This window comes from Streptomyces sp. NPDC002809, from assembly GCF_040295435.1.
In the GTDB taxonomy this organism is placed as follows: Bacteria; Actinomycetota; Actinomycetes; order Streptomycetales; family Streptomycetaceae; genus Streptomyces.
In genome coordinates this window covers 43,550-62,744 of sequence record NZ_JBEOVJ010000025.1, presented here as the reverse complement: position 1 = coordinate 62,744, position 19,195 = coordinate 43,550, and the positions used below count along the sequence as shown (strand labels likewise).

Below are 19,195 nucleotides of genomic sequence, written 5' to 3'. Positions count from 1 at the left end.
CGCAGAGGTATCAGTTCGCACAGCCGAACCGGTACGCTGCACTCCGGTTTTTGGCGGCCACAGGGCTCAGGGACCACTGGCCACGAGCCACGAGCCGGCGAACAGAGGACGGGGGCGGCGGGAAAGTGCACGCGCGGATGCGGGCGGACGACGTCATACGGATGCACGGACTGGCCCGGTCGGGCGGCACCCAGGAGCTGCTGCGCTGGGTGTCGGGGCGCGCGGAAGGCTGGGCGGGGCTGCTCGGTGGCGACGGAACCGTTCTGCACGGCGTCGCCCGGGTCGCCGATTCCGCGGGCGTCGGATCGGCCGCCCTCGCGGCCGACTGCGCCAGGGAGCTGACCGCACTCGGCGCCCGCTCCTTCTCCTTCGACAAGGGCACGCACGCCGCGCTGTTGTACTCCCTGGACGCGCCGCCGGACGTTCCCGCGCCGGTGCTCGCCGTGGTCGGCCGGCGGCCGCTGCCGGACGGACTGCCCACACTCCTTGCCGACGCGGCCCTTCCGCTGGCGATGTGCTGGGCGGCCGAGACCGTCGAGCGCAAGCGCCGCCGTGTCGACCTGGCGGAGTCCCGCGGCCGGGAAGCGGTGCTCCATCTGCTGATGACCGGCCAGTTGTCGATCGCGCACCAGGTCGCGGGCGCCCTGAAGCCCAGCCTGCCGGACCCGGTCCGGGTCTGCGTCGTCGAGTGCTCGGGCCGCGACCGGGACGAGGTGGCCCGCATCTGCGCGGACCTGTCCGGGGGACGGTCCTGGATCGTGCGGTGCCCGGTGTACGCAAGCCACCTGATCCTCGTCGTGCCCGCGAAACCCGGGCGGGCGGACGGGCGTCTCGGACCAGAGGTCGCCTCGGTGGTGGACGACTGCTTCGTCGGCATCAGCGAGGACGTGACGCTGGCCGACACTGCGACCGCGTACCGCCAGGCGTTCCACGCGCTCGCCGTCGCCCGCGGGCTCCCGGAGCGGCACGCCCGCTTCGGCTCCGCCCCCGAACTCGCCCTGGTGGCCGGTGCCGAGGGCGCCCGGTGGGCGGACGCGCTGCTGGCCCCGCTGCTCGCCCATCTGCCACGGCGCGGCCAGGACCCGGGAAGCCAGGAACTCGCGGCGACGCTCACCTCCTGGCTCGCGTTCTCCTCGCACGCGACCGACCACCTGAAGATCCACCGCAACACCCTGGCAGCGCGGCTTCGGCTGATCGGGGAGCTGCTGGAGCTGGACCTGCACAAGGTCGCCGACCAGTCCGCGATCGACCTGGCCCTGCGCATCCGCGCCACGCCCGCACTGCCCCGGCCCGCCCGGCCGGGGCGCACTCCGCCGGAGCCCGTGCGCTCACCGGACGAGATCCTGCGCGTGCCGGCGGTCCGCTCCTGGGCGGTGCAGCAGCTGCGGCCACTCGGCGATCCGGGTGCTGCCGGCAGCACCGCGGCCCCGTACACCACACTCCGCACCTGGCTGGCGTGCGAGGCCCAACTAGGGCCGTGCGCCGCGGCGCTGGGCATCTCCGTGCCCGGGGCACGCAAGCGGCTGAGCCGACTGGAGGCCGTGCTCCAGCGCTCGCTGCTGCGGACGCCCAGTGCCCGCTACGACCTGTGGCTGGCCTTCCGGGCCCTGGACCTCGCGGACGGTGGATGACGACGAGGGGTGCGCCGGGCCTCCCGGCCTGACGCACCCCTCGTTCCCGGGGAGTTCAGCCGTCAGCAGCCGAGGTTCGATCCGGCCGTCGTTCCGAGGATCTGCACGAAGGCCTGGTACTTGTCGATCCGGCTCTGGACCTGGGCGGGGTTGCCGCCGTTGCACTCCAGGGAGCCGTTGATGGAGCGGATCGTCTCGCCGAATCCGGCGCCGTTCACCATGGCGTTGTGGGCCGTCATGGTGCCGGGGCCGTTCTGGGTGTTCCAGTACCAGAGACCGGTCTTCCAGGCCACGGACGCGTCCTGCTCGACCAGGTAGGGGTTGGCCAGCAGATTGATGCCGAGCGCGTCCCCGGCGGCCTTGTAGTTGAAGTTCCAGCTGAGCTGGATCGGCCCGCGGCCGTAGTACGCGGCCTGGCCCGCGGGACAGCCGTAGGACTGGCTGGTGTCGCAGTAGTGCGGGTAGTTGGCCGTGTTCTGCTCGACCACGTACACCAGGCCGCCCGTCTCATGACTGACGTTGGCGAGGAAGGCCGCGGCCTCCTGCTTCTTCACCGTGTCGCTGCCGGTGTTGGTGAAGCCCGGGTAGGCGCTCAGCGCAGCGGTCAGACCGCTGTAGGTGTAGAAGGAATTGCGGCTCGGGAACATCTGGTTGAACTGCGCCTCGCTGACGACGAACCCGTCGGACGAGCCCGGGCCGCCCGGGTCCGTACCGCCGCCGCAACTGCCCTGGTCGGCCCAGACGTCGGAACTGCCGGGGGTCTCGTTCTGGGTCCACCACTTGGCGGTCCAGTTGTGCCCGTTGTACGAGGCGGCGCCGCCGCCCGTGTAGACGGAGGAGGAGTTCCAGGCAGCCGCGCACTCGGCCGCCGAGGCGGTGGTGGCGGGGAGGATGACGAGCGTCGCGACGACCGCGCCCAGCGCGGCGAGCAGGCCCATGATGCGTCTGATCATGTGAGCACTCCTTCGGCGCGGCGCACCGAGCTCGTCGGCGCGCCGCCATGGGGGGTGTCGCCACTCAAGCGCTGCTGGTCTGAACCTGTCAAGGTCTAGACCAACATGGGGATGCCCGCCCGACGCCACGCGCTCAACAGCCGCTGTCAACCATCCGGTTACGGGAAGTACGCCTCAACAGGCGCGATCCGGAGGGGGACCGTCCAGAACGACACAGGTCCCGGTGACGGGCCCGAGGGCAAAAAACCTTCGGACCCGTCCAGCATGCGGGACGCGGACCGCCCCGGCCGTTCAGTGGCGCGTCGGGGCGCACCTCAACAGGTAAGGCGCGCGCCGGGGTCCGTGCCGATGATTCCGGTGATCCGCTCGTACTTCGCGACCCGCGCGCGCACCGAAGCGGGGTTGCCCCCGTCGCACTCCAGGGACCCGTTGAGCGACCGGATCGTCTCACCGAAGCCCGCGCCGCCGACCATGGCGTCGTGCGAGGTCATGGTCCCGGGGCCGTTCTGGGTGTTCCAGTACCAGAGCGCCGTCCGCCAGGCGACCGAGGGATCCCGCTCCACGAGCCACGGGTTGTTCAGCAGGTCGAGGCCGAGCGCGTCACCCGCCGCCTTGTAGTTGAAGTTCCAGCTGAACATGATCGGGCCGCGCCCGTAGTACGCGGACTGCCCGGCCGGGCAGCCGAACGGCCGGCTGTAGTCGCACTTGATCCAGTAGTTGGCCTCGTTGATCTCCTTCACGTACTGCAGGCCGACCGACTCGAAGTCGGCGTGCGTCAGGAACGCCGCGGCCTCCCGGCTCCTGGTCGCCTCGGTTCCCGTGTTCGCGAAGCGCGGGTAGGCGTGCAGGGCGTCGATCAGGCCCTGGTACGTGTAGAAGGGGTCGCGGTCCGGGAAGATCTCGTCGAACTCCGCCTCGCCGATGACGAAGTCGGAGACCCCGCCCGTACAGGCGCCGCGATCCTCCCAGACGGAGGCGGCTCCCGGGTTCTCACTCCGCGTCCACCACTTCGCCGTCCAGTTGCGGCCGTGATGGGCGACGGTGCCGCCGGCCGCATAGGAGGCCGAGGAGCTCCAGAGAGGTGCGCACGCGGCCGGGGCGGCGGGCGCGGCAGTCGTGTGGGCGGTGTCCGCGCTGGTGGCGTTCACGGTGGCGGCGCCGGCGGTGGAGGCGCCCGCAGTGGCTGGGAGGAAGGCCGCCGTCGCGATGACGGCACTCAGTACGGTCAGAAGACTCTTGATGCGGTTCAGCGCTGCTCACTCCTTCGGCAGGGCACCCCGAACAGGCTCCGGCATGCCGTCGGGCACCCCGCCACCCAATCCCGATTGGTCTGGACCTGTCAAGGTCCGGACCAATCGCCCGCAGTCCGAACGGCGGGCGAACACCTGGCGACGGAATCCGGTACGCGCCACCGCCCGCGCCCCCGGCTGCATACGGTGACCCGCACTCGTACAGACGTCCGGCAGCCGAGGGGGAACGGGCCGTGGAGTGGTTCAGCGCCGAGAACATCGTGGCCGTACTCACCGCAGTGCTGGGCGTTCTCGCCTCCGTGGGCGTGCTCTGGTACGAACGACGCGTGCCCCGCCGCAAGCGCATCGGCTACCGCGTACAGATGGACACGCCTATCGGCAGCGATGTCAGCCAGGCTCGGGCCAACGTGCGGCTCGGCCTCTTCGACGAGACCCCGGACATGGCGGACGCAACCCTCGTCCTGCTCCGCATCGAGAACGACGGTTCGCAGTCCGTCGACCGCGGCGACTACACCGGGCCGGACGGACAACTCCACGGACTGGTGGTCGAGTTCACCGAACGCCGGGTGCGCGGCATCGCCGTCACCCACTCCCCGGGCGCCGACCACCTCATGGACCACTTCACGCCGTCCGAGGGACTCCGCGGCAGTGGGTCGCTGATCCGGCTGCCGCGCGTCCCGCTCAACCGGGGCGAGCACTTCAAACTCCTGGTCCTGCTCACCGGTTCACGCGTGGGCAGCCCCATCCGCATCACGGGTGGCATCCGGGACGGCGAGGTACGGCCGAACACCGCGGCCCGCCCGGACGAGAAGCCCCCGCTGTTCGGCCGGGCCGCCCGGTTCATCACCGTGGCCCTGACCGTCTGCGTCATCACGCTGGCCTCCATCATCCTGGTCCGGGACGACACCCCGCCCCCGATCGGCTGCGCCCGCGGCGAGCTGACCGTGACCGGCTCCACCGCCTTCGAACCGGTCCTGCGGGAACTGGCGGAGAAGTACGGCAAGGCCTGCGAGGGCGCCACGATCACCGTGGACCCGCACGGCAGCACCGCCGGAATAAGAGAACTGGCCGAACGGGGCGCCCAGGCCGGGAAGTCCGGCTCGCCCGCCCTCGTGGCCCTCTCCGACGGCCCCAAACCGAGCGGCTTCCCGCAACTGCGCGAGAACCGCGTCGCCGTCTCGCTCTTCCGCCTGGTCGTCAACGACAAGGTCCCGCTCAAGAACCTCACCCGTGACACGATCCGCGGCATCTACCGCGGCGACATCCGCAACTGGAAGCAGCTCGGCGGCCCGGACCTTCCCGTCCTCCTGGTCAGCCGCGACGCCAACTCCGGTACCCGCGAGGTGTTCCAGCGCCGGGTCCTGGGCCGCAACGAACCCGCGCAGTCCTCGCGCGACTGCACGACGAAGGACGACCCCGAGGCCCCGGTCATCCGCTGCGAACTCGACTCCACCGACCAGGTCCTGGCCGAGGTCGGCCGGCTCGACGGCGCGATCGGCTACAGCGAACTGCGCACGGGGACCAAACCGGCCGGGGCGCACCGGATCGCCATCGACGGCACCGCCCCGTCCGTCGACACGATCGGCACCAGCGCCTACCCGTACCGGGAGATCGAGTACGCGTACACCTACGGCAGCCCGCCCGCCGACTCGCTGGCCTCCAGCTTCCTCTCCTACCTCAGCCGCGGCAGCGGACAGGACGTCATCCGCACCCACGGCCACCTGCCGTGCGCGACACCGGAGGGCCTGCGGATCTGCGGCGAGGGCTGAGGCCGGATACGCGTGACGGGCCGAGGGCGGATACTCGGGCACCTGAGGGGATGCAGGGGCCCCGAGGGCGGGTACGCAACGTCCGAAGGGGCTACGCGGCAGGCCCGGGGCGTCTGCGTGGGCGTCCGAGCGGACTACGCGGGGGGGGGCCTGAGGGCGTCCGCGGGGTTACGCGGGAGACCCGAGGCCCACGTACGCCGGAGGGCCGGGGCGATTGCGTCGCCCCGGCCCTCCTTCCGCTCCCTTGTGACTACAGGAACGAGTTGATCTCGATGGTCTCGGTACGGCCGGGGCCGACACCGATCGCGGAGATCGGGGCGCCGGACATCTCTTCCAGCGCCTTCACGTACGCCTGCGCGTTCTTCGGCAGGTCACCGAAGGTCTTCGCCTTCGTGATGTCCTCGGACCAGCCCGGCAGCATCTCGTAGATCGGCTTCGCGTGGTGGAAGTCGGTCTGGTTGTACGGGAGCTCCTCGACGCGCTTGCCGTCGATCTCGTACGCCACACACACCGGGATCTGCTCCCAGCCGGTCAGGACGTCGAGCTTGGTGAGGAAGAAGTCGGTCAGGCCGTTGACCCGGGTCGCGTACCGCGCGATCGGGGCATCGAACCAGCCACAGCGGCGGTCACGGCCGGTGGTGACACCGCGCTCGCCACCGATCCTGCGCAGCGCCTCGCCGTCCTCGTCGAGCAGCTCCGTCGGGAACGGACCGGCGCCGACACGCGTCGTATAGGCCTTGAGGATGCCGATGACCCGGCTGATCTTCGTCGGGCCCACGCCGGAACCGGTGCAGGCGCCGCCCGCGGTCGGGTTCGACGAGGTGACGAAGGGGTACGTGCCGTGGTCGACGTCGAGCAGCGTGCCCTGACCGCCCTCGAAGAGGACGACCTTGCCCTCGTCGATGGCGTTGTTCAGGATCAGCGTCGTGTCGGCGACGTAGGGCTTGATCTGCTCCGCGTACTGGAGCATGTCCTCGACGACCTTGTCGGCCTCGATGGCGCGCCGGTTGAAGACCTTGGCCAGAAGCTGGTTCTTCTGCTCCAGGGCCGCCTCGACCTTCTGCACGAGGATCGACTCGTCGTAGAGGTCCTGGACGCGGATGCCGACCCGGTTGATCTTGTCGGCGTAGGTCGGGCCGATGCCGCGCCCGGTCGTACCGATCTTGCGCTTGCCGAGGAAGCGTTCCGTCACCTTGTCGACCGTGACGTTGTACGGGGTGATCAAATGAGCGTTACCGCTGATCAGCAGCTTGGACGTGTCCACGCCGCGGTCGTTCAGCCCACTCAGCTCGGAGAGCAGGACCGCCGGGTCGACGACGACACCGTTACCGATGACCGGGGTACACCCCGGTGAAAGGATTCCGGAGGGGAGGAGATGAAGTGCGTACTTCTGGTCACCGACGACCACCGTGTGGCCGGCATTGTTGCCGCCTTGGTAGCGCACCACATAGTCCACGGATCCACCGAGGAGGTCGGTGGCCTTTCCCTTGCCCTCGTCACCCCACTGAGCACCGAGCAGCACAAGTGCGGGCACAGGCGTACACCCCTTCCGGGCGGGGCATGTCCAAGGTCAGGGGGCGTACGTAAACGCCGTACATGCCGCACGACGTTGTACGACAAGGCCTGAACCGTCGAACCGGGTGCCCCGGAATAGACGAAGCCCCTGGCGCAATAGCGCAAGGGGCTCTTGCACCAAGATGCTACCCGAGGAAGGACCGAGGTGTCGGCTGCCCAGCCCCCCGGTAACGGTGCGCCCCATCTGCTGGTGGTGATCGATCCGGTCGCCCGCCGGACGGACGGCGAGTCCGTCCGGATCGCAAAGGACGTGTTGAGCGCCGGTTCGCACGTCAAGATCTGCCTCCCCGAGGGGCCCGAGGAGTTCGCTCGGGCCCTCTCCCGCCGGGGTACCCGAAGGCCGGTGGTGATAGGTGACGACCGGGCGCTGCGGCGTGCGGTTGCCCTGCTCCACCGGGAGCGAGAACCAGCCATGAGCGCCCTTTCCCTCATCCCGGTGGGGACTGCGGCGGCGCTGGAACTCGCGCATTCGCTCGGCGTGCCGAAGGGCGCGGTGGCGGCGGCGCGCACGGCGCTGGACGGGGCGGTGCGCCGACTCGACCTGCTGGTCGACGACAGTGACGGCGTCGTCCTGGGCGCGCTGCGCATCCCGCCCCTGAGCGGCGCCCCGGGCACGGGGTCGGACCGCACGGGCGTCACCGCGGTCTGGGACACCTGCCGCTCCCTGGTCCGCACCCTGGTGCGCCCCGCGCCCCCGGATTCACCCGCCGCGCCGGCCACGCACCGGCTGCGCGTCGAGGCGGACGGTGTCGTGCTGAACGATCTGGGCCGCCCGGTCGAATCGGTGACGGTGACCTCGGGCTGCGGCGACGGCGGCCTCGCCGAGGTGACGATCCACGCGCCGGACGGCGCCCCGGTGACCACTGAGGCCAAGGCCGTCACGGTCTCCGGCGCGGACTTCCGCTACCGGGCGGACATACAGGTCGGCGGCCCGGTACGGACCCGGACGTGGACGGTACGGGCGGGGGCCTGGGGGCTGATGCTGCCGGTGCCGGTGGAGGGGTAGAGGAGTCGCGGAGTAGCGGGCGGCCGGTAGCAGGGGCAGCCGGGTCCGGGTAGCGGGAGCGGTCGGGGCTGCGGTCGGGTAGCGGAGGGTAGGGGCAGCCGGGTCCGGGCCGCGGCGCGCGGCCCGTCCGGGTCACCGTCGGGCCCCTCCCGGTCACCGTCGGACCTGCGCGGTCACCGTCGGACCTGCGCGGGCCGGCCGGCCGGCGCCCCTTCCACCGCCGTCAGGCGCCTTGCGAGGGCTCGGCCGCCGGAAGGTCGAGCGTCTTCCGGTGGGCCTCCCAGCGGTCCATCATGGCGCCCAGCTCCGACTGCATGAACTCGAAGAACGCCGCCGTCTCGGCGATCCGGGCGCCCGCCGGCGTGTGCTCCCCCAGCGTGCGCGCACCCTCCCTGAGGGTCTGCTCCCAGCGGGTGAGCACTCGGTCGCGGCTCGCGAAGGTGGTGTACCAGATCTCGTTGTGCAGCCGGTAGCGGTCGCGGCGCGAGCCCGGGTCGCGCTCACGGCCGACCATGCTGACCTGCGTGAGGTAGTTGATCGCGCCGGACACGGCGGCGGGGCTGATCTGCAGGGCGAGGGCGAGCTCGGCCGAGGTCATGGAGGCGTCGTCGTCGGCGAGGAGCGCGGCGAAGACGCGGGACGCCATCCGCTGCATTCCCGCTTCGGTCATCTCGGACGCGAACCGCTCGACGAACCGCGAGACCGCCTCCGCGTCCCGCGCCTCACGCTCCTCGCGTGCTTCCCTCTCCTGCCGCGCCTGCACCACACTCTGCCCTTCGCGCGCGCCCCGACCTTCGGCCGCGCTCTCTGCGGATTCGCTACTCATCAGCCCCTCGTCCTCCGTGCGTCCCGGGCGTGCAGCCACGGCGTGGGCCCCCGGCCTGGATCTCCGTGCCCGCTCCCGTCACTCGTCACTCGTCCGAGTTTATACACTTCCTTAACTTCACAAGTTTGTGAAAGTAGCGTACGTTCAGAATCATGACGAAGGCAATCACCGTGGCCGGACTGCACAAGTCGTTCGGCCGGACACACGCGTTGGACGGGCTGGACCTCGCCGTCGAGTCCGGCGAGGTCCACGGCTTCCTCGGGCCGAACGGATCGGGGAAGTCCACCACCATCCGGGTCCTGCTGGGCCTGCTGCGGGCCGATTCCGGCGCCGCCCAGCTCCTCGGCCGCGACCCCTGGCGCGATGCGGTGGAGCTGCACCGGCGCGTGGCGTACGTCCCTGGCGACGTCACGCTGTGGCGCAACCTCTCCGGCGGTGAGGTGATCGATCTGTACGGGCGGCTGCGTGGCGGTCTCGACGACGCCCGGCGCGCCGACCTCGTCGACCGGTTCGAGCTCGACCCGACCAAGAAGGGGCGGACGTACTCGAAGGGCAACCGCCAGAAGGTGGCCCTGGTCGCCGCGTTCGCCTCCGATGTCGACCTGCTGATCCTGGACGAGCCGACCAGCGGGCTGGACCCGCTGATGGAGGAGGTCTTCCAGAGCTGCGTCGCCGAGGAACGCGACCGCGGGCGGACGGTCCTGCTCTCCAGCCACATCCTCAGCGAGGTCGAGTCGCTCTGCGACCGGGTCAGCATCATCCGGCAGGGCCGGACGGTGGAGACCGGTTCGCTGGCCGGTATGCGCCACCTGACGCGTACGAACATCAGCGCCGAGCTGGTGGCCGCCCCCGACGACCTGGCGCGGCTGCCGGGGGTCCACGACCTCGACGTACGGGGACGGCAGGTCTCGCTCCAGGTCGACACGGACAAGCTGGACGCCGTCATCAAGTCGCTCTCCGCGTCCGGGGTCCGGTCACTCACCAGTGCGCCGCCCACGCTGGAGGAGCTCTTCCTGCGGCACTACACGACGGGCGCGGAGCAGGGCGCGGAGCAGGGCGCGGAGGTGGCGCCGCGATGACCGCCGTCACCATGACCGCCACGGCCCGCGCGGGAAGCCGGACCGGGACCAGGCAGCTCGCGGGCACCTGGGCCCTGCTGAGGCTCGCCCTGCGGCGCGACCGGATCATCATGCCCGTCTGGGTGATCGTGCTCGGCGGGTCGTTCTCCTCCGTCGGACAGTCCATCGCCTCGCTCTACGGGACAGCCCCGCAGCGGGCCGAGCTCGCCGCGTCGATGAACGGCAACAGCTCGGTGCGGGCGATGTACGGGCCCGTGTTCGGCGACTCCGTGGGCGGCCTCGTCAGCTGGCGCATGATCGCCTTCGGCGCCGCGTTGGCCGCGGTGATGAGCCTGGTCGTCGTTGTCCGCCACACCCGGGAGGAAGAGGAGACCGGCCGCCAGGAGATGCTCTCCTCCGCCATGGTGGGCCGCAGGGCCCCGCTCACCGCGGCCCTGCTCGCCGCACTGATCGCGAATGCCGCCCTGGGCCTGGTGATCGTGGCGGGGATGGCCGGATCGGGTGCGGGCGGGTCCGGGGCGGTGGCGCTCGCGTCGGCCGTCGCCGGGGTCGGTGCGCTGTTCGCCTGCACCGCCGCGATCGCCGCCCAGTTCACCGAGAGCGCGCGCCTCGCGAAGGGGCTGACGGCGGCGGTGATCGGCGCCGCGTTCGTCCTGAAGGCGGCGGGCGACTCCGCGACGGACGACGGCTCCTCCGTCCTCACCTGGCTCTCCCCCCTCGGCTGGGCGGAGAACGTCCGGCCGTACGCGGACGCGCGGTGGTGGGTGCTGCTCGTGATCGGCGGCGCCGTGGCCGTCCAGTGCGCCGCGGCGTACGCGCTGACCGGGCGCCGGGATGTCGGCATGAGCTTCCTGGCGACGCGGGCCGGGCCCGCCCGGGGCCGGATCTCCACCGCCCTCGGCCTCGCGGTGCGCCTCCAGCGCGGTGCGCTCCTGGGGTGGGCCCTGTCGTTCGCCGCGGTCGGAATCGTCTTCGGTGGGCTGACCGGCGGCGCGGCCGATCTCGTCGGGGACAACGAGAAGACCAAGGAGATCTTCGAGCGGATGGGCGGACAGTCCGGTCTGACCGACGCGTTCCTCGCCTCGATGGTCTCCGTGCTCGGCACGGTGGCGGCGCTGTACATCGCCTCCTCGGTACTGCGGCTGCACGGCGAGGAGACCGCCGGGCGCGCGGAACCGGTGCTCGCGGGCGGGGTCGGCCGGATCGGCTGGGCGGCCGGCCATCTGCTCATCGCCTTCGGCGGCCCGGCCCTGATCATGACGGTCGGCGGCCTCGGTCTTGCGGTGGGTTACGGACACGAACTCCCCGCCGTGCTCGGCGCCTCGCTGGTGCAGCTCCCGGCCATCTGGCTGCTGGGCGGGGTGACGGTCCTGCTGTACGGGGCGCTGCCGAAGGCCGCTGCCGCGGGCTGGGGCCTGGTCGGGCTCTGCCTGGCCCTGGGCTGGATCGGCCCCGCCCTGGATCTGCCGCAGCCGGTGATGGACATATCGCCGTTCACCCACCTGCCGAAGCTTCCGGGGGCGGCAGGCATGGAGTGGGGGCCGGTGGTGCTGCTCACCGCCGTCGCGGGGGTGCTGGTGACCGGCGGCCTGGCGGCACTGCGGCGGCGCGACATGCTGAACTGAGGCGCCGGCCGGGAGGGGGGACGGCGAAGGGAACGGGAGAGGGAAGGGGGCGGCCCGCAAGCCGCCCCGTCCCCTCCGCGTCAGAGCTCGACGCGCAGTTCCTTCACGCCCCTGATCACGTAGCCCGGGTTCCACTCCGGTTCCGCCACCAGTCGCATGCCGGGCGCCCGGCGCAACAACTCGCCGAAGGAGGCGGCCAGTTCCACGCGGGCCAGCGGCGCTCCCAGGCAGAAGTGGATGCCCGCGCCGAAGGTGATGTGCGGGTTCTCCTGCCGGGAGAGGTCCAGCGTGTCCGGGTCGGTGAAGCGGGCCGGGTCGCGGTTGGCCGAACCGAAGAGCAGGGCCACCTCCGAGCCACGCGGGATGACCGTGCCGTCGATCTCGATGTCGTCGAGCACCCAGCGCTCGAACATCTGCAACGGGGTGTCGTAGCGCATCAGCTCCTCGACCGCGGTGGACAGCAGCCCGTGGTCCGCCCGCAGCGCGGCCAGCTGTTCCGGGTGGCGCAGCAGCGTCCACCAGCCGTTCACGGTGGTGTTCACGGTCGCCTCGTGGCCCGCGTTCAGCAGGAGCACGCACGTGGAGACCATCTCCTGCTCGGTCAGCCGCTCGCCCTCGTCATGGGCGGCGATGAGCGCGGAGATCAGATCCGTACCCGGGTTCCCTCTCCGTTCGGCGATGAGCTCGCGCAGATACGCGGAGAAGTCGAGGGAGGCGCGGACGGCGGCACGGGCCGTCTCCTCGGACGGGTTGAGCTCGAACATTCCGCAGATCGCCGCCGACCAGGGCCGCAGCGGCGCGCGGTCGGACTCCGGGATACCGAGCATCTCGGCGATCACGGCGACCGGCAGCGGCTCCGCGACCGCAGTCAGCAGATCGCCGCCGCCCTGCGCGACGAAGTCGTCGACGAGTCCGGTGGCCAGTCGCCGGACGGTCGGGACGAGCTGTTCGACGGTGCGCGGGGTGAACGCCTTGGAGACGAGCCGGCGGATCCTCGTGTGGTCCGGCGGCTCCAGGTCCAGCAGCCCCTGCCCGTTGAGCGTCTCGAACGGCTCGTGCGCGGCGGGCGGCGGAGTGCGGCCGAACTCCTCGTGCGTGAACCGGTGCAGATACGTCCGGCCCAGCCGCCGGTCGCGCAGCAGTGCCGACACGTCGGCGTAGTGCGGGACGAGCCACTGGCCGGTCGGCTCGAACCAGTGCGCCCGGCCGGTGGCTCGCAGTTCGGCATAGGCGGGGTACGGATCGGCGACGAACGCCGCCGACCAGGGATCGAACGGGGCGTCGGTGCCGGCGGCTGGGGGTGTGGGCTGGTCCATGGACCGACGCTAACCGGCCACCCGCGCCCGGGCCAGCCCTGCCCCGGTCCCCGCCTGTCCCTGCCCCTGTCCCTGTCCCGGCCATTCGCGCAGGCACGGCCCGCCCCGGTCCCGCCCATTCGCCGCAGGCGCGGCCCACCCCACAACGCACGGCCCGACTCACACCGGAGGACTCGCCCCACCACCGCCCGGCCCGACTCACAGACCGCACGGCTCGCCCGACAACCGCTCGGCCCGCCTCACGACGGTGTGACCAGCCGGGCCTCGTAGGCGAAGACGGCCGCCTGGGTGCGGTCGCGCAGGCCCAGCTTCACCAGGATGCGGCTCACATGGGTCTTGATGGTGGACTCGGCGACCACCAGATGCGAGGCGATCTCGGCGTTCGACAGCCCCTGGGCGATCAGGACGAGCACCTCCGTCTCGCGCTCCGTGAGATCACCGATCTGGGCCAGGGCGGGCGGCCGCGGGGCCGCGGCGAGTTTGGAGAACTCCGTGATCAGGCGTCGGGTGACCGTGGGAGCCAGAAGCGCCTCGCCGGACGCCACCACCCTCACACCGTCGGCGAGTTGCCGGGCCGAGGCGTCCTTGAGGAGGAAGCCGGACGCACCGGCGCGCAGCGCCTGGTAGACGTACTCGTCGAGGTCGAAGGTGGTGAGCACCAGCACCTTCGCGTCCGCGTCGGCGGCGACGATCTCACGGGTCGCCTCGATGCCGTTGAGCTCCGGCATCCGGATGTCCATCAGCACCACGTCGGGCCGGAGCGCAGCGACCTGGGTGACGGCCTGGCGCCCGTTGACCGCCTCGCCGACGACCTCGATGCCCGGCATCGCGTTGAGAAGCACCGAGAAGCCCTCACGGACCATCATCTGGTCGTCGACGATCAGCACCCGGATCGGCGCGGCGGCGGGGGCCGTCATGACTGCTCCTGGGAGGTGGAGGTGGAGGAGGGCGCGTCGGACGGCGCGGACTGCACGGGGATGAACGCGGTGACCTCGTAACCGCCTTCCGCGGTCGCCTCCGCCGTCATCTCGCCGTTCAGCATCGCCACCCTCTCCCGCATGCCCGTGATCCCGTGTCCGGCGCCGGGCGAGGGCTTCACCGGACCGGTCGGCGGACCGTTGACGACGCGCAGACCGAGCCCGCCCAGCACATAGCCGATCTCGACCTTGGCGGTGGCACCCGGTGCGTGCCGCAGGCTGTTGCTGAGGGCTTCCTGAATGATCCGGTACGCCGACAGCTCGACGCCCTGCGGCAGTTCGCGCACCGCGCCGGTCACGGTCTTCTCCGCCGGCAGCCCGGCCTCGCCGACATTGGCGAGGAGCCCGTCCAGCTCGGCCAGGGTGGGCTGCGGGGCGTCCGGCGCCTCGTAGTCCTCGGCCCGTACGACGCCGAGCACCCGGCGCAGTTCGGTGAGGGCCGCGACGGCGTTCTCCCGGATCGTGACGAAGGCCTGTTCCAGCTCGGGCGGCGGGTTCTCCACCCGGTACGGGGCGGCCTCGGCCTGGATCGCCACGACCGACATGTGGTGGGCGACCACGTCGTGCAGTTCGCGGGCGATGGTGGTGCGCTCCTCCAGCAGCGTGCGCCGGTCGCGCTCGACGGCGGTGACGGTGCGCTGCACGGTGACCTCGCGCTCCGCCTCCCGGCGGACCTGCACGACGGTGACCAGGAGCAGTGCGAACGCGGACGCCACCGCCATGGCCGCCGTGGAAGGCGCGGCGTCCCATCCCGCGGCGTTTTCCAGGAGCGTGCCGACCAGCACGGTCAGGCCCCACATCCACGCCGCGGTGCGCGGCCGGGTCCTCGCCGCGACGACGACCAGCACCACCAGGTGCGCGAAGAAGCTGCTCGGCTCCCATGGTCCGTCGACGCCGTTGACCACCATGGTCACCGGGATGAGCGCCATCGACATCCAGAACGCCCCCACCGGCCGGATCAGGGTCATTCCGATGCAGGCGGCGGGCAGCAGCCCCGACACGAGGACTCCGGCGTTGCCCGTGATGGAGAACCCCATCATGAAGGCGAACAGCGCGGCCGCCAGGACCACCGCGTGCGGAGTCCACTCGGCACGCGCCCGGAGCCGCTCCGGCAGCCGCCGGGTCAGCGCCCCGTCGGTCCGCATCGGCGGCAGCGGGCGGTAGGCGAACGCGTCGTGGACGAGGTCCTGGCGCAGGCCGCCTATCGCCCCTGCGGCCACCCGGAGTTCCGGGCTTCTGGTCTTGGTCTTGGTCACGTTTCCACGGTAGGGGGCGCGGCGCCCCCGGTCGTCAGCACCGATACGGATCCTGAACCGTCCGTCGCAAGTACTACCCGGGTCCGCCGCGGCGCCACGGGGCAGGCCTACCAGGCCCTGCCAGAACTGCCAGAACTGCCAGACCTGCCAGAACTGCCAGACCTACCAGGCCAGCTGGGCGAGCTCCTCGGCGACCACCGCGCACGCGTCGGCCGCCGGATCGATCAGCGGAAAGTGCCCGACGTCCGGCAGCAGCGTCAGCCCCACCGTCTCGCCCTCCTTCGCCGCCGCGTCGACGAACGCCTCCGAGACGGCCTGCGGCACGGTGAGGTCGGTGCTGCCCTGCACGACCACGGTCGCGATGCCCGTGGGCAGCAGCAGGGCCGGGTCCGCGTGCGCGCTCCGCTCGGCGAAGTCCTCCTCCCGCCCCAGGAACTGCCCGATGGCGCCGGAACACACATCCAGCTCGATCGCCGCGGTGAAGTCCGCGATCGGGGCGAGCGCCACCACGCCGCGCAGCGCGGGCGGGCGCGGCAGCCGCCACGGCGAGCCCTCCGGCAGAACGTGCCGGGCGGCGGCCCACAGGGCCAGTTGCCCGCCCGCGGAGTGCCCGGTGACGACGATCCGCCGGGCATCCGCCGCGGGCAGTTCCCGCGCCAGCAGGTCCGGCAGCGCGTCCATCGCGGCCGCGACGTCGTCGAAGGTCTCCGGCCAGCGGCCGGCGACGGGGCCGGAGCCCCGCTGCTGCGGGAGCTCGCTGCCGCGCCGGTACTCGACGCTGGCGACGGCGAAGCCGCGACGGGCCAGGAAGTCCGCGAACGGTGAGATGTGGAGCCGGTCGTACGGGGCCCGCCATGCCCCGCCGTGCAGGACGACCACGACGGGGGCACCGGAGCGCCCGTCGCGAGGGGCGTAGAAGTCGATCACCTGGTCCGGGTGGCTGCCGTAGGCGGCGGAGACATCGGGGGCGACCACCGGATGCGAGAACGCCGACTCGGTCTCGGCTGCGTCCTGATCACGCGCGGCAGAATCCGACATGCTGCTCCAACCGTCCCTGTGACATGCCCAACTGGCCTGACCTGCGGGGACGGTATCAGTATGGAGCCGTACTCTTTCCCGGTGGCGGGCAGTTGGGCCTCAGACCCGTCCGGGCCGGGCGTAGTACGAGCATCAGGTGCGACTTCCCCGGCCGTCGGCTGTCGTCGGCTGTCGTCGTCACACCCGTTCCGCTGCCCTCACGGCAGCTCCGGGACCGTCCGGCGACCGGGGCGAGCCGGTCGCCGGACTGATCCGGCAGCCTACGCGGCCGAACCGGCCAGCACGTCCGCGAGCGCCCGCGCCGCACGTTCCGCGTCGGCGAACCCCACGTACAGCGGTGTGAAGCCGAACCGCAGCACGTCCGGCCGCCGCAGGTCGCCGACGACGCCGCGCGCGATGAGCGCACTCATCACGGGCCCGGCGTCCTCGCACCGCAGCGCGACCTGGCTGCCGCGTTCCGTGTGGGCGGCCGGGGTGGCCGAGGTCACCCGGCCCTCGGGGGCGTACGCGTCGACGCACTCCAGGAAGAAGTCCGTCAGCGCCAGGGACTTGGCCCGCACCGCCTCGATCCCTACCCCGTCCCAGACGTCGAGGGACGCCTCCAGGGCCAGCATGGACAGGATGTCGGGCGTCCCGACCCGGCCCCGGACCGCGCCGTCGGCGGGCGTGTAGCCGGGCGTCATCGCGAACGGGTCGGCGTGCGACGTCCACCCCGGAAGGGGCGAGTCGAAGGCCGCCTGATGGCGCTCGGCGACGTACAGGTACGCGGGCGAACCGGGGCCGCCGTTGAGGTACTTGTACGTGCAGCCGACCGCCAGGTCCACCCCGTGGACGTCCAGTCCGACGGGCAGCGCGCCCGCGCTGTGGCACAGGTCCCAGACGGCGATCGCGCCCGCGGCGTGCACCGCGGCGGTGAGGCCGGGCAGGTCGTGGAGCCGGCCGGAGCGGTAGTCGACGTGGTTGAGCAGCACGGCGGCGGTACGCGGCCCGAGGGCGCCCGGGACGTCGGCGGGGGCGACCGGGACGATCCGGTGGCCTGTCATCCGGGCCGCCGAGGTGGCGATGTATCCGTCGGTGGGGAACGTGGAGGCGTCGACCAGGATCTCGTCGCGGCCCTGCGGCGCCAGCCGGATCGCGGCGACGACGGCCTTGAAGACGTTCACGCTCGTCGAGTCGCCGACGACGATCTGTCCCGGGGCCGCCCCGACGATCGGGGCGATGCGGTCGCCGATCCGCTCCGGCGCGGTCCACCAGCCGCTCTCGTCCCAGGACCGGATGCGCAGCTCGCCCCACTCGCGGGTGAGGACCTCCTGCAGCCGGGCCGGGACATGGCGGGGCAGTGCGCCGAGCGAGTTGCCGTCCAGGTAGACGGTGTCGTCGAGGGTGAACAGGTCGCGCAGCGGCGCGAGTCCGTCGGCGGTGTCGAGCGCCTGTGCGCGCTCCCGCAGGTCAGACATGGCTGCGGGCCGTCCAGAGCTCGGGGAACACGTTCTTCGTCGCGCGCTTCTCCAGCCAGGCGACCCCGGCCGAGCCGCCGGTGCCGGTCTTGGACCCCATGGCCCGCCGGGTGGCGACGAGGTGGTCGTTGCGCCATCGCCAGACCAGCTCGCCGACGTCGGTGAGCGCCTCGCCGAGCCGGACCAGCTCGTCGTGCTGGTCGGGGTGGGCGTATATCTCCGCCCAGACGGCCTCGACCTCGGGCGACGGCTCGTACTTCTGCGTGAGGTCGCGGCCGAGGACGGCAGCCGGGATCGCGTGGCCTCGCCGGGCGAGCAGGGCGAGCGTCTCGTCGTACAGACCCGGCTCGCCGAGCGCCTTCTCCAGTTCGGCATGGACACGGGGCGCGCCCCGGTGCGGCACGAGCATGGACGCGGACTTGTCGCCGAGCAGGAACTCCATCCGCCGGTACATCGCCGACTGGAATCCGGAGCCCTCGCCGAGCGCGGACCGGTAGGAGTTGAACTGGGCGGGGGTGAGCTGGGCGAGCGGCGTCCAGGAGGCGTTCAGCGCCTCCAGCTCCCGCACGGACCGCTTCAGCGCGTCGCGTGCGACGCTCAGCCGGTCCTGGCGCATGGCGTGCGCGGCGGTCTCCCACTCATGGACGATGACGGTGAACCAAAGCTCCATGACCTGGGTGGTGACCAGGAAGACCATCTCGCCGGGATCGTCCGAGCGGAGGTGCTGGAGGTGGGTGAGGACATCCGCCTGGACATAGTCCTCGTACGGAGTCGTTCCCGCGAAGTCGAGGTGCGGGGTCTGCGCACCGGTGGCTTCGGGGTCGGGGGGAATCGTCGACATCGCTGTCTCCTCGACACGAGCTTCCGGGTAGCGGTCCGCCCCCACCGGTGAGGTGGTGGAGCTCCGGTCCCCTGCCCGCATCCTAAGCGGAGATCCCGGCACCCCGACAGCGCAGAGGCCCCGCGGACGGTGACCGTCCACGGGGCCCGGCAGGTGGGCGCTTCGGCTAGCCGAGCGTCTGGGCGGCGGTCGGCGAGGAGTCGCGGAGGAACGTCGAGCAGCGCTCGTACTCCTCCTGCTCACCGATCGACTGCGCGGCGCGTGCGAGGGCGTGCAGGGCGCGCAGGAAACCGCGGTTCGGCTCGTGCTCGAACGGTACGGGGCCGTGGCCCTTCCAGCCGGCCCGGCGCAGGGCGTCGAGACCGCGGTGGTAGCCGGTGCGGGCGTAGGCGTACGACTCGATGACCCGGCCGCCCTCGAACGCCTCGTCGGCGAGCTGCGCCCAGGCCAGCGAGGAGGTCGGGTACTTCGCCGCGACATCGGCGGGCGCGGTGCCGGCGGCCAGCATCTCGCGCGGCTCCGGGTCGTCGGGCAGGTGGGTCGGGGCAGGGCCCCCGAGCAGGTTCTCGTGGATCGACATGGGTTCAAGTGTGCCT

The 19,195-nt window shown here is 71.8% G+C and carries 16 protein-coding genes; 5 read left to right on the top strand and 11 right to left on the bottom strand.

Annotated features, from left to right (window positions below; genetic code table 11):
• Positions 1 to 161: 161 nt before the first annotated feature.
• Positions 162 to 1,631: a helix-turn-helix domain-containing protein gene (locus tag ABT025_RS17365; protein ID WP_350994851.1), complete on the top strand. Its 1,470-nt coding sequence runs from the start codon at positions 162 to 164 to the stop codon at positions 1,629 to 1,631.
• A gap of 62 nt (positions 1,632 to 1,693) precedes the next feature.
• Here ABT025_RS17365 and ABT025_RS17360 read toward each other — a convergent pair whose 3' ends face one another.
• Positions 1,694 to 2,584, bottom strand: coding sequence for a glycoside hydrolase family 19 protein (locus ABT025_RS17360; RefSeq protein WP_350994796.1), 891 nt, complete (start codon positions 2,582 to 2,584; stop codon positions 1,694 to 1,696).
• A 314-nt stretch (positions 2,585 to 2,898) separates the two neighbouring features.
• Positions 2,899 to 3,834 carry a glycoside hydrolase family 19 protein gene (locus ABT025_RS17355; protein WP_502971967.1) on the bottom strand — a complete coding sequence of 312 codons (936 nt, stop codon included), beginning with the start codon at positions 3,832 to 3,834 and terminating at the stop codon, positions 2,899 to 2,901.
• Positions 3,835 to 4,067: 233 nt separating this feature from the next.
• Between ABT025_RS17355 and ABT025_RS17350 the strand changes: the two genes are divergently transcribed.
• On the top strand, positions 4,068 to 5,603 hold the full coding sequence (locus ABT025_RS17350) for a substrate-binding domain-containing protein (protein WP_350994792.1): 1,536 nt from the start codon (positions 4,068 to 4,070) through the stop codon (positions 5,601 to 5,603).
• A gap of 250 nt (positions 5,604 to 5,853) precedes the next feature.
• Here ABT025_RS17350 and ABT025_RS17345 read toward each other — a convergent pair whose 3' ends face one another.
• The gene (locus tag ABT025_RS17345; RefSeq protein ID WP_350994790.1) at positions 5,854 to 7,137 is read right to left on the bottom strand and encodes an adenylosuccinate synthase; all 1,284 of its coding nucleotides are present in this window, start codon (positions 7,135 to 7,137) and stop codon (positions 5,854 to 5,856) included.
• A gap of 186 nt (positions 7,138 to 7,323) precedes the next feature.
• Between ABT025_RS17345 and ABT025_RS17340 the strand changes: the two genes are divergently transcribed.
• Positions 7,324 to 8,184, top strand: a complete 861-nt coding sequence (locus ABT025_RS17340) for a diacylglycerol kinase family protein (protein WP_350994788.1) — start codon at positions 7,324 to 7,326, stop codon at positions 8,182 to 8,184.
• Between the two features lie 223 nt (positions 8,185 to 8,407).
• Here ABT025_RS17340 and ABT025_RS17335 read toward each other — a convergent pair whose 3' ends face one another.
• The gene (locus ABT025_RS17335) at positions 8,408 to 9,010 is read right to left on the bottom strand and encodes a GbsR/MarR family transcriptional regulator (RefSeq protein ID WP_350994786.1); all 603 of its coding nucleotides are present in this window, start codon (positions 9,008 to 9,010) and stop codon (positions 8,408 to 8,410) included.
• Between the two features lie 152 nt (positions 9,011 to 9,162).
• Here ABT025_RS17335 and ABT025_RS17330 point away from each other — a divergent pair, with 152 nt between their 5' ends.
• Both ABT025_RS17330 and ABT025_RS17325 read left to right on the top strand, forming a co-directional pair.
• Positions 9,163 to 10,089 (top strand): ABC transporter ATP-binding protein, encoded by a 927-nt coding sequence (locus ABT025_RS17330; protein WP_350994784.1) that lies wholly within the window; start codon positions 9,163 to 9,165, stop codon positions 10,087 to 10,089.
• The gene (locus ABT025_RS17325; RefSeq protein WP_350994782.1) at positions 10,086 to 11,714 is read left to right on the top strand and encodes an ABC transporter permease; all 1,629 of its coding nucleotides are present in this window, start codon (positions 10,086 to 10,088) and stop codon (positions 11,712 to 11,714) included. Before ABT025_RS17330 ends, ABT025_RS17325 begins: the two co-directional genes overlap by 4 nt.
• An 80-nt stretch (positions 11,715 to 11,794) precedes the next feature.
• Here the strand turns inward: ABT025_RS17325 and ABT025_RS17320 are convergent, their stop codons facing one another.
• From ABT025_RS17320 to ABT025_RS17290, 7 genes are all read right to left on the bottom strand, one after another.
• Positions 11,795 to 13,030, bottom strand: coding sequence for a cytochrome P450 (locus ABT025_RS17320; RefSeq protein WP_350994780.1), 1,236 nt, complete (start codon positions 13,028 to 13,030; stop codon positions 11,795 to 11,797).
• A gap of 239 nt (positions 13,031 to 13,269) precedes the next feature.
• Positions 13,270 to 13,947, bottom strand: coding sequence for a response regulator (locus ABT025_RS17315; protein WP_350994778.1), 678 nt, complete (start codon positions 13,945 to 13,947; stop codon positions 13,270 to 13,272).
• Entirely contained in the window at positions 13,944 to 15,263 is a 1,320-nt protein-coding gene (locus tag ABT025_RS17310) for a sensor histidine kinase (protein WP_350994776.1), read from the bottom strand. The genes ABT025_RS17315 and ABT025_RS17310 overlap by 4 nt, the downstream gene beginning before the upstream one ends.
• Positions 15,264 to 15,425: 162 nt before the next feature.
• Positions 15,426 to 16,301 carry an alpha/beta hydrolase family protein gene (locus ABT025_RS17305; protein ID WP_350994774.1) on the bottom strand — a complete coding sequence of 292 codons (876 nt, stop codon included), beginning with the start codon at positions 16,299 to 16,301 and terminating at the stop codon, positions 15,426 to 15,428.
• A gap of 260 nt (positions 16,302 to 16,561) precedes the next feature.
• The gene (kynU, locus tag ABT025_RS17300; RefSeq protein WP_350994772.1) at positions 16,562 to 17,758 is read right to left on the bottom strand and encodes a kynureninase; all 1,197 of its coding nucleotides are present in this window, start codon (positions 17,756 to 17,758) and stop codon (positions 16,562 to 16,564) included.
• The gene (locus ABT025_RS17295) at positions 17,751 to 18,599 is read right to left on the bottom strand and encodes a tryptophan 2,3-dioxygenase family protein (protein WP_350994770.1); all 849 of its coding nucleotides are present in this window, start codon (positions 18,597 to 18,599) and stop codon (positions 17,751 to 17,753) included. The genes kynU and ABT025_RS17295 overlap by 8 nt, the downstream gene beginning before the upstream one ends.
• Positions 18,600 to 18,765: 166 nt before the next feature.
• On the bottom strand, positions 18,766 to 19,179 hold the full coding sequence (locus ABT025_RS17290) for a DUF3151 domain-containing protein (RefSeq protein WP_350994768.1): 414 nt from the start codon (positions 19,177 to 19,179) through the stop codon (positions 18,766 to 18,768).
• Positions 19,180 to 19,195 lie beyond the last annotated feature (16 nt).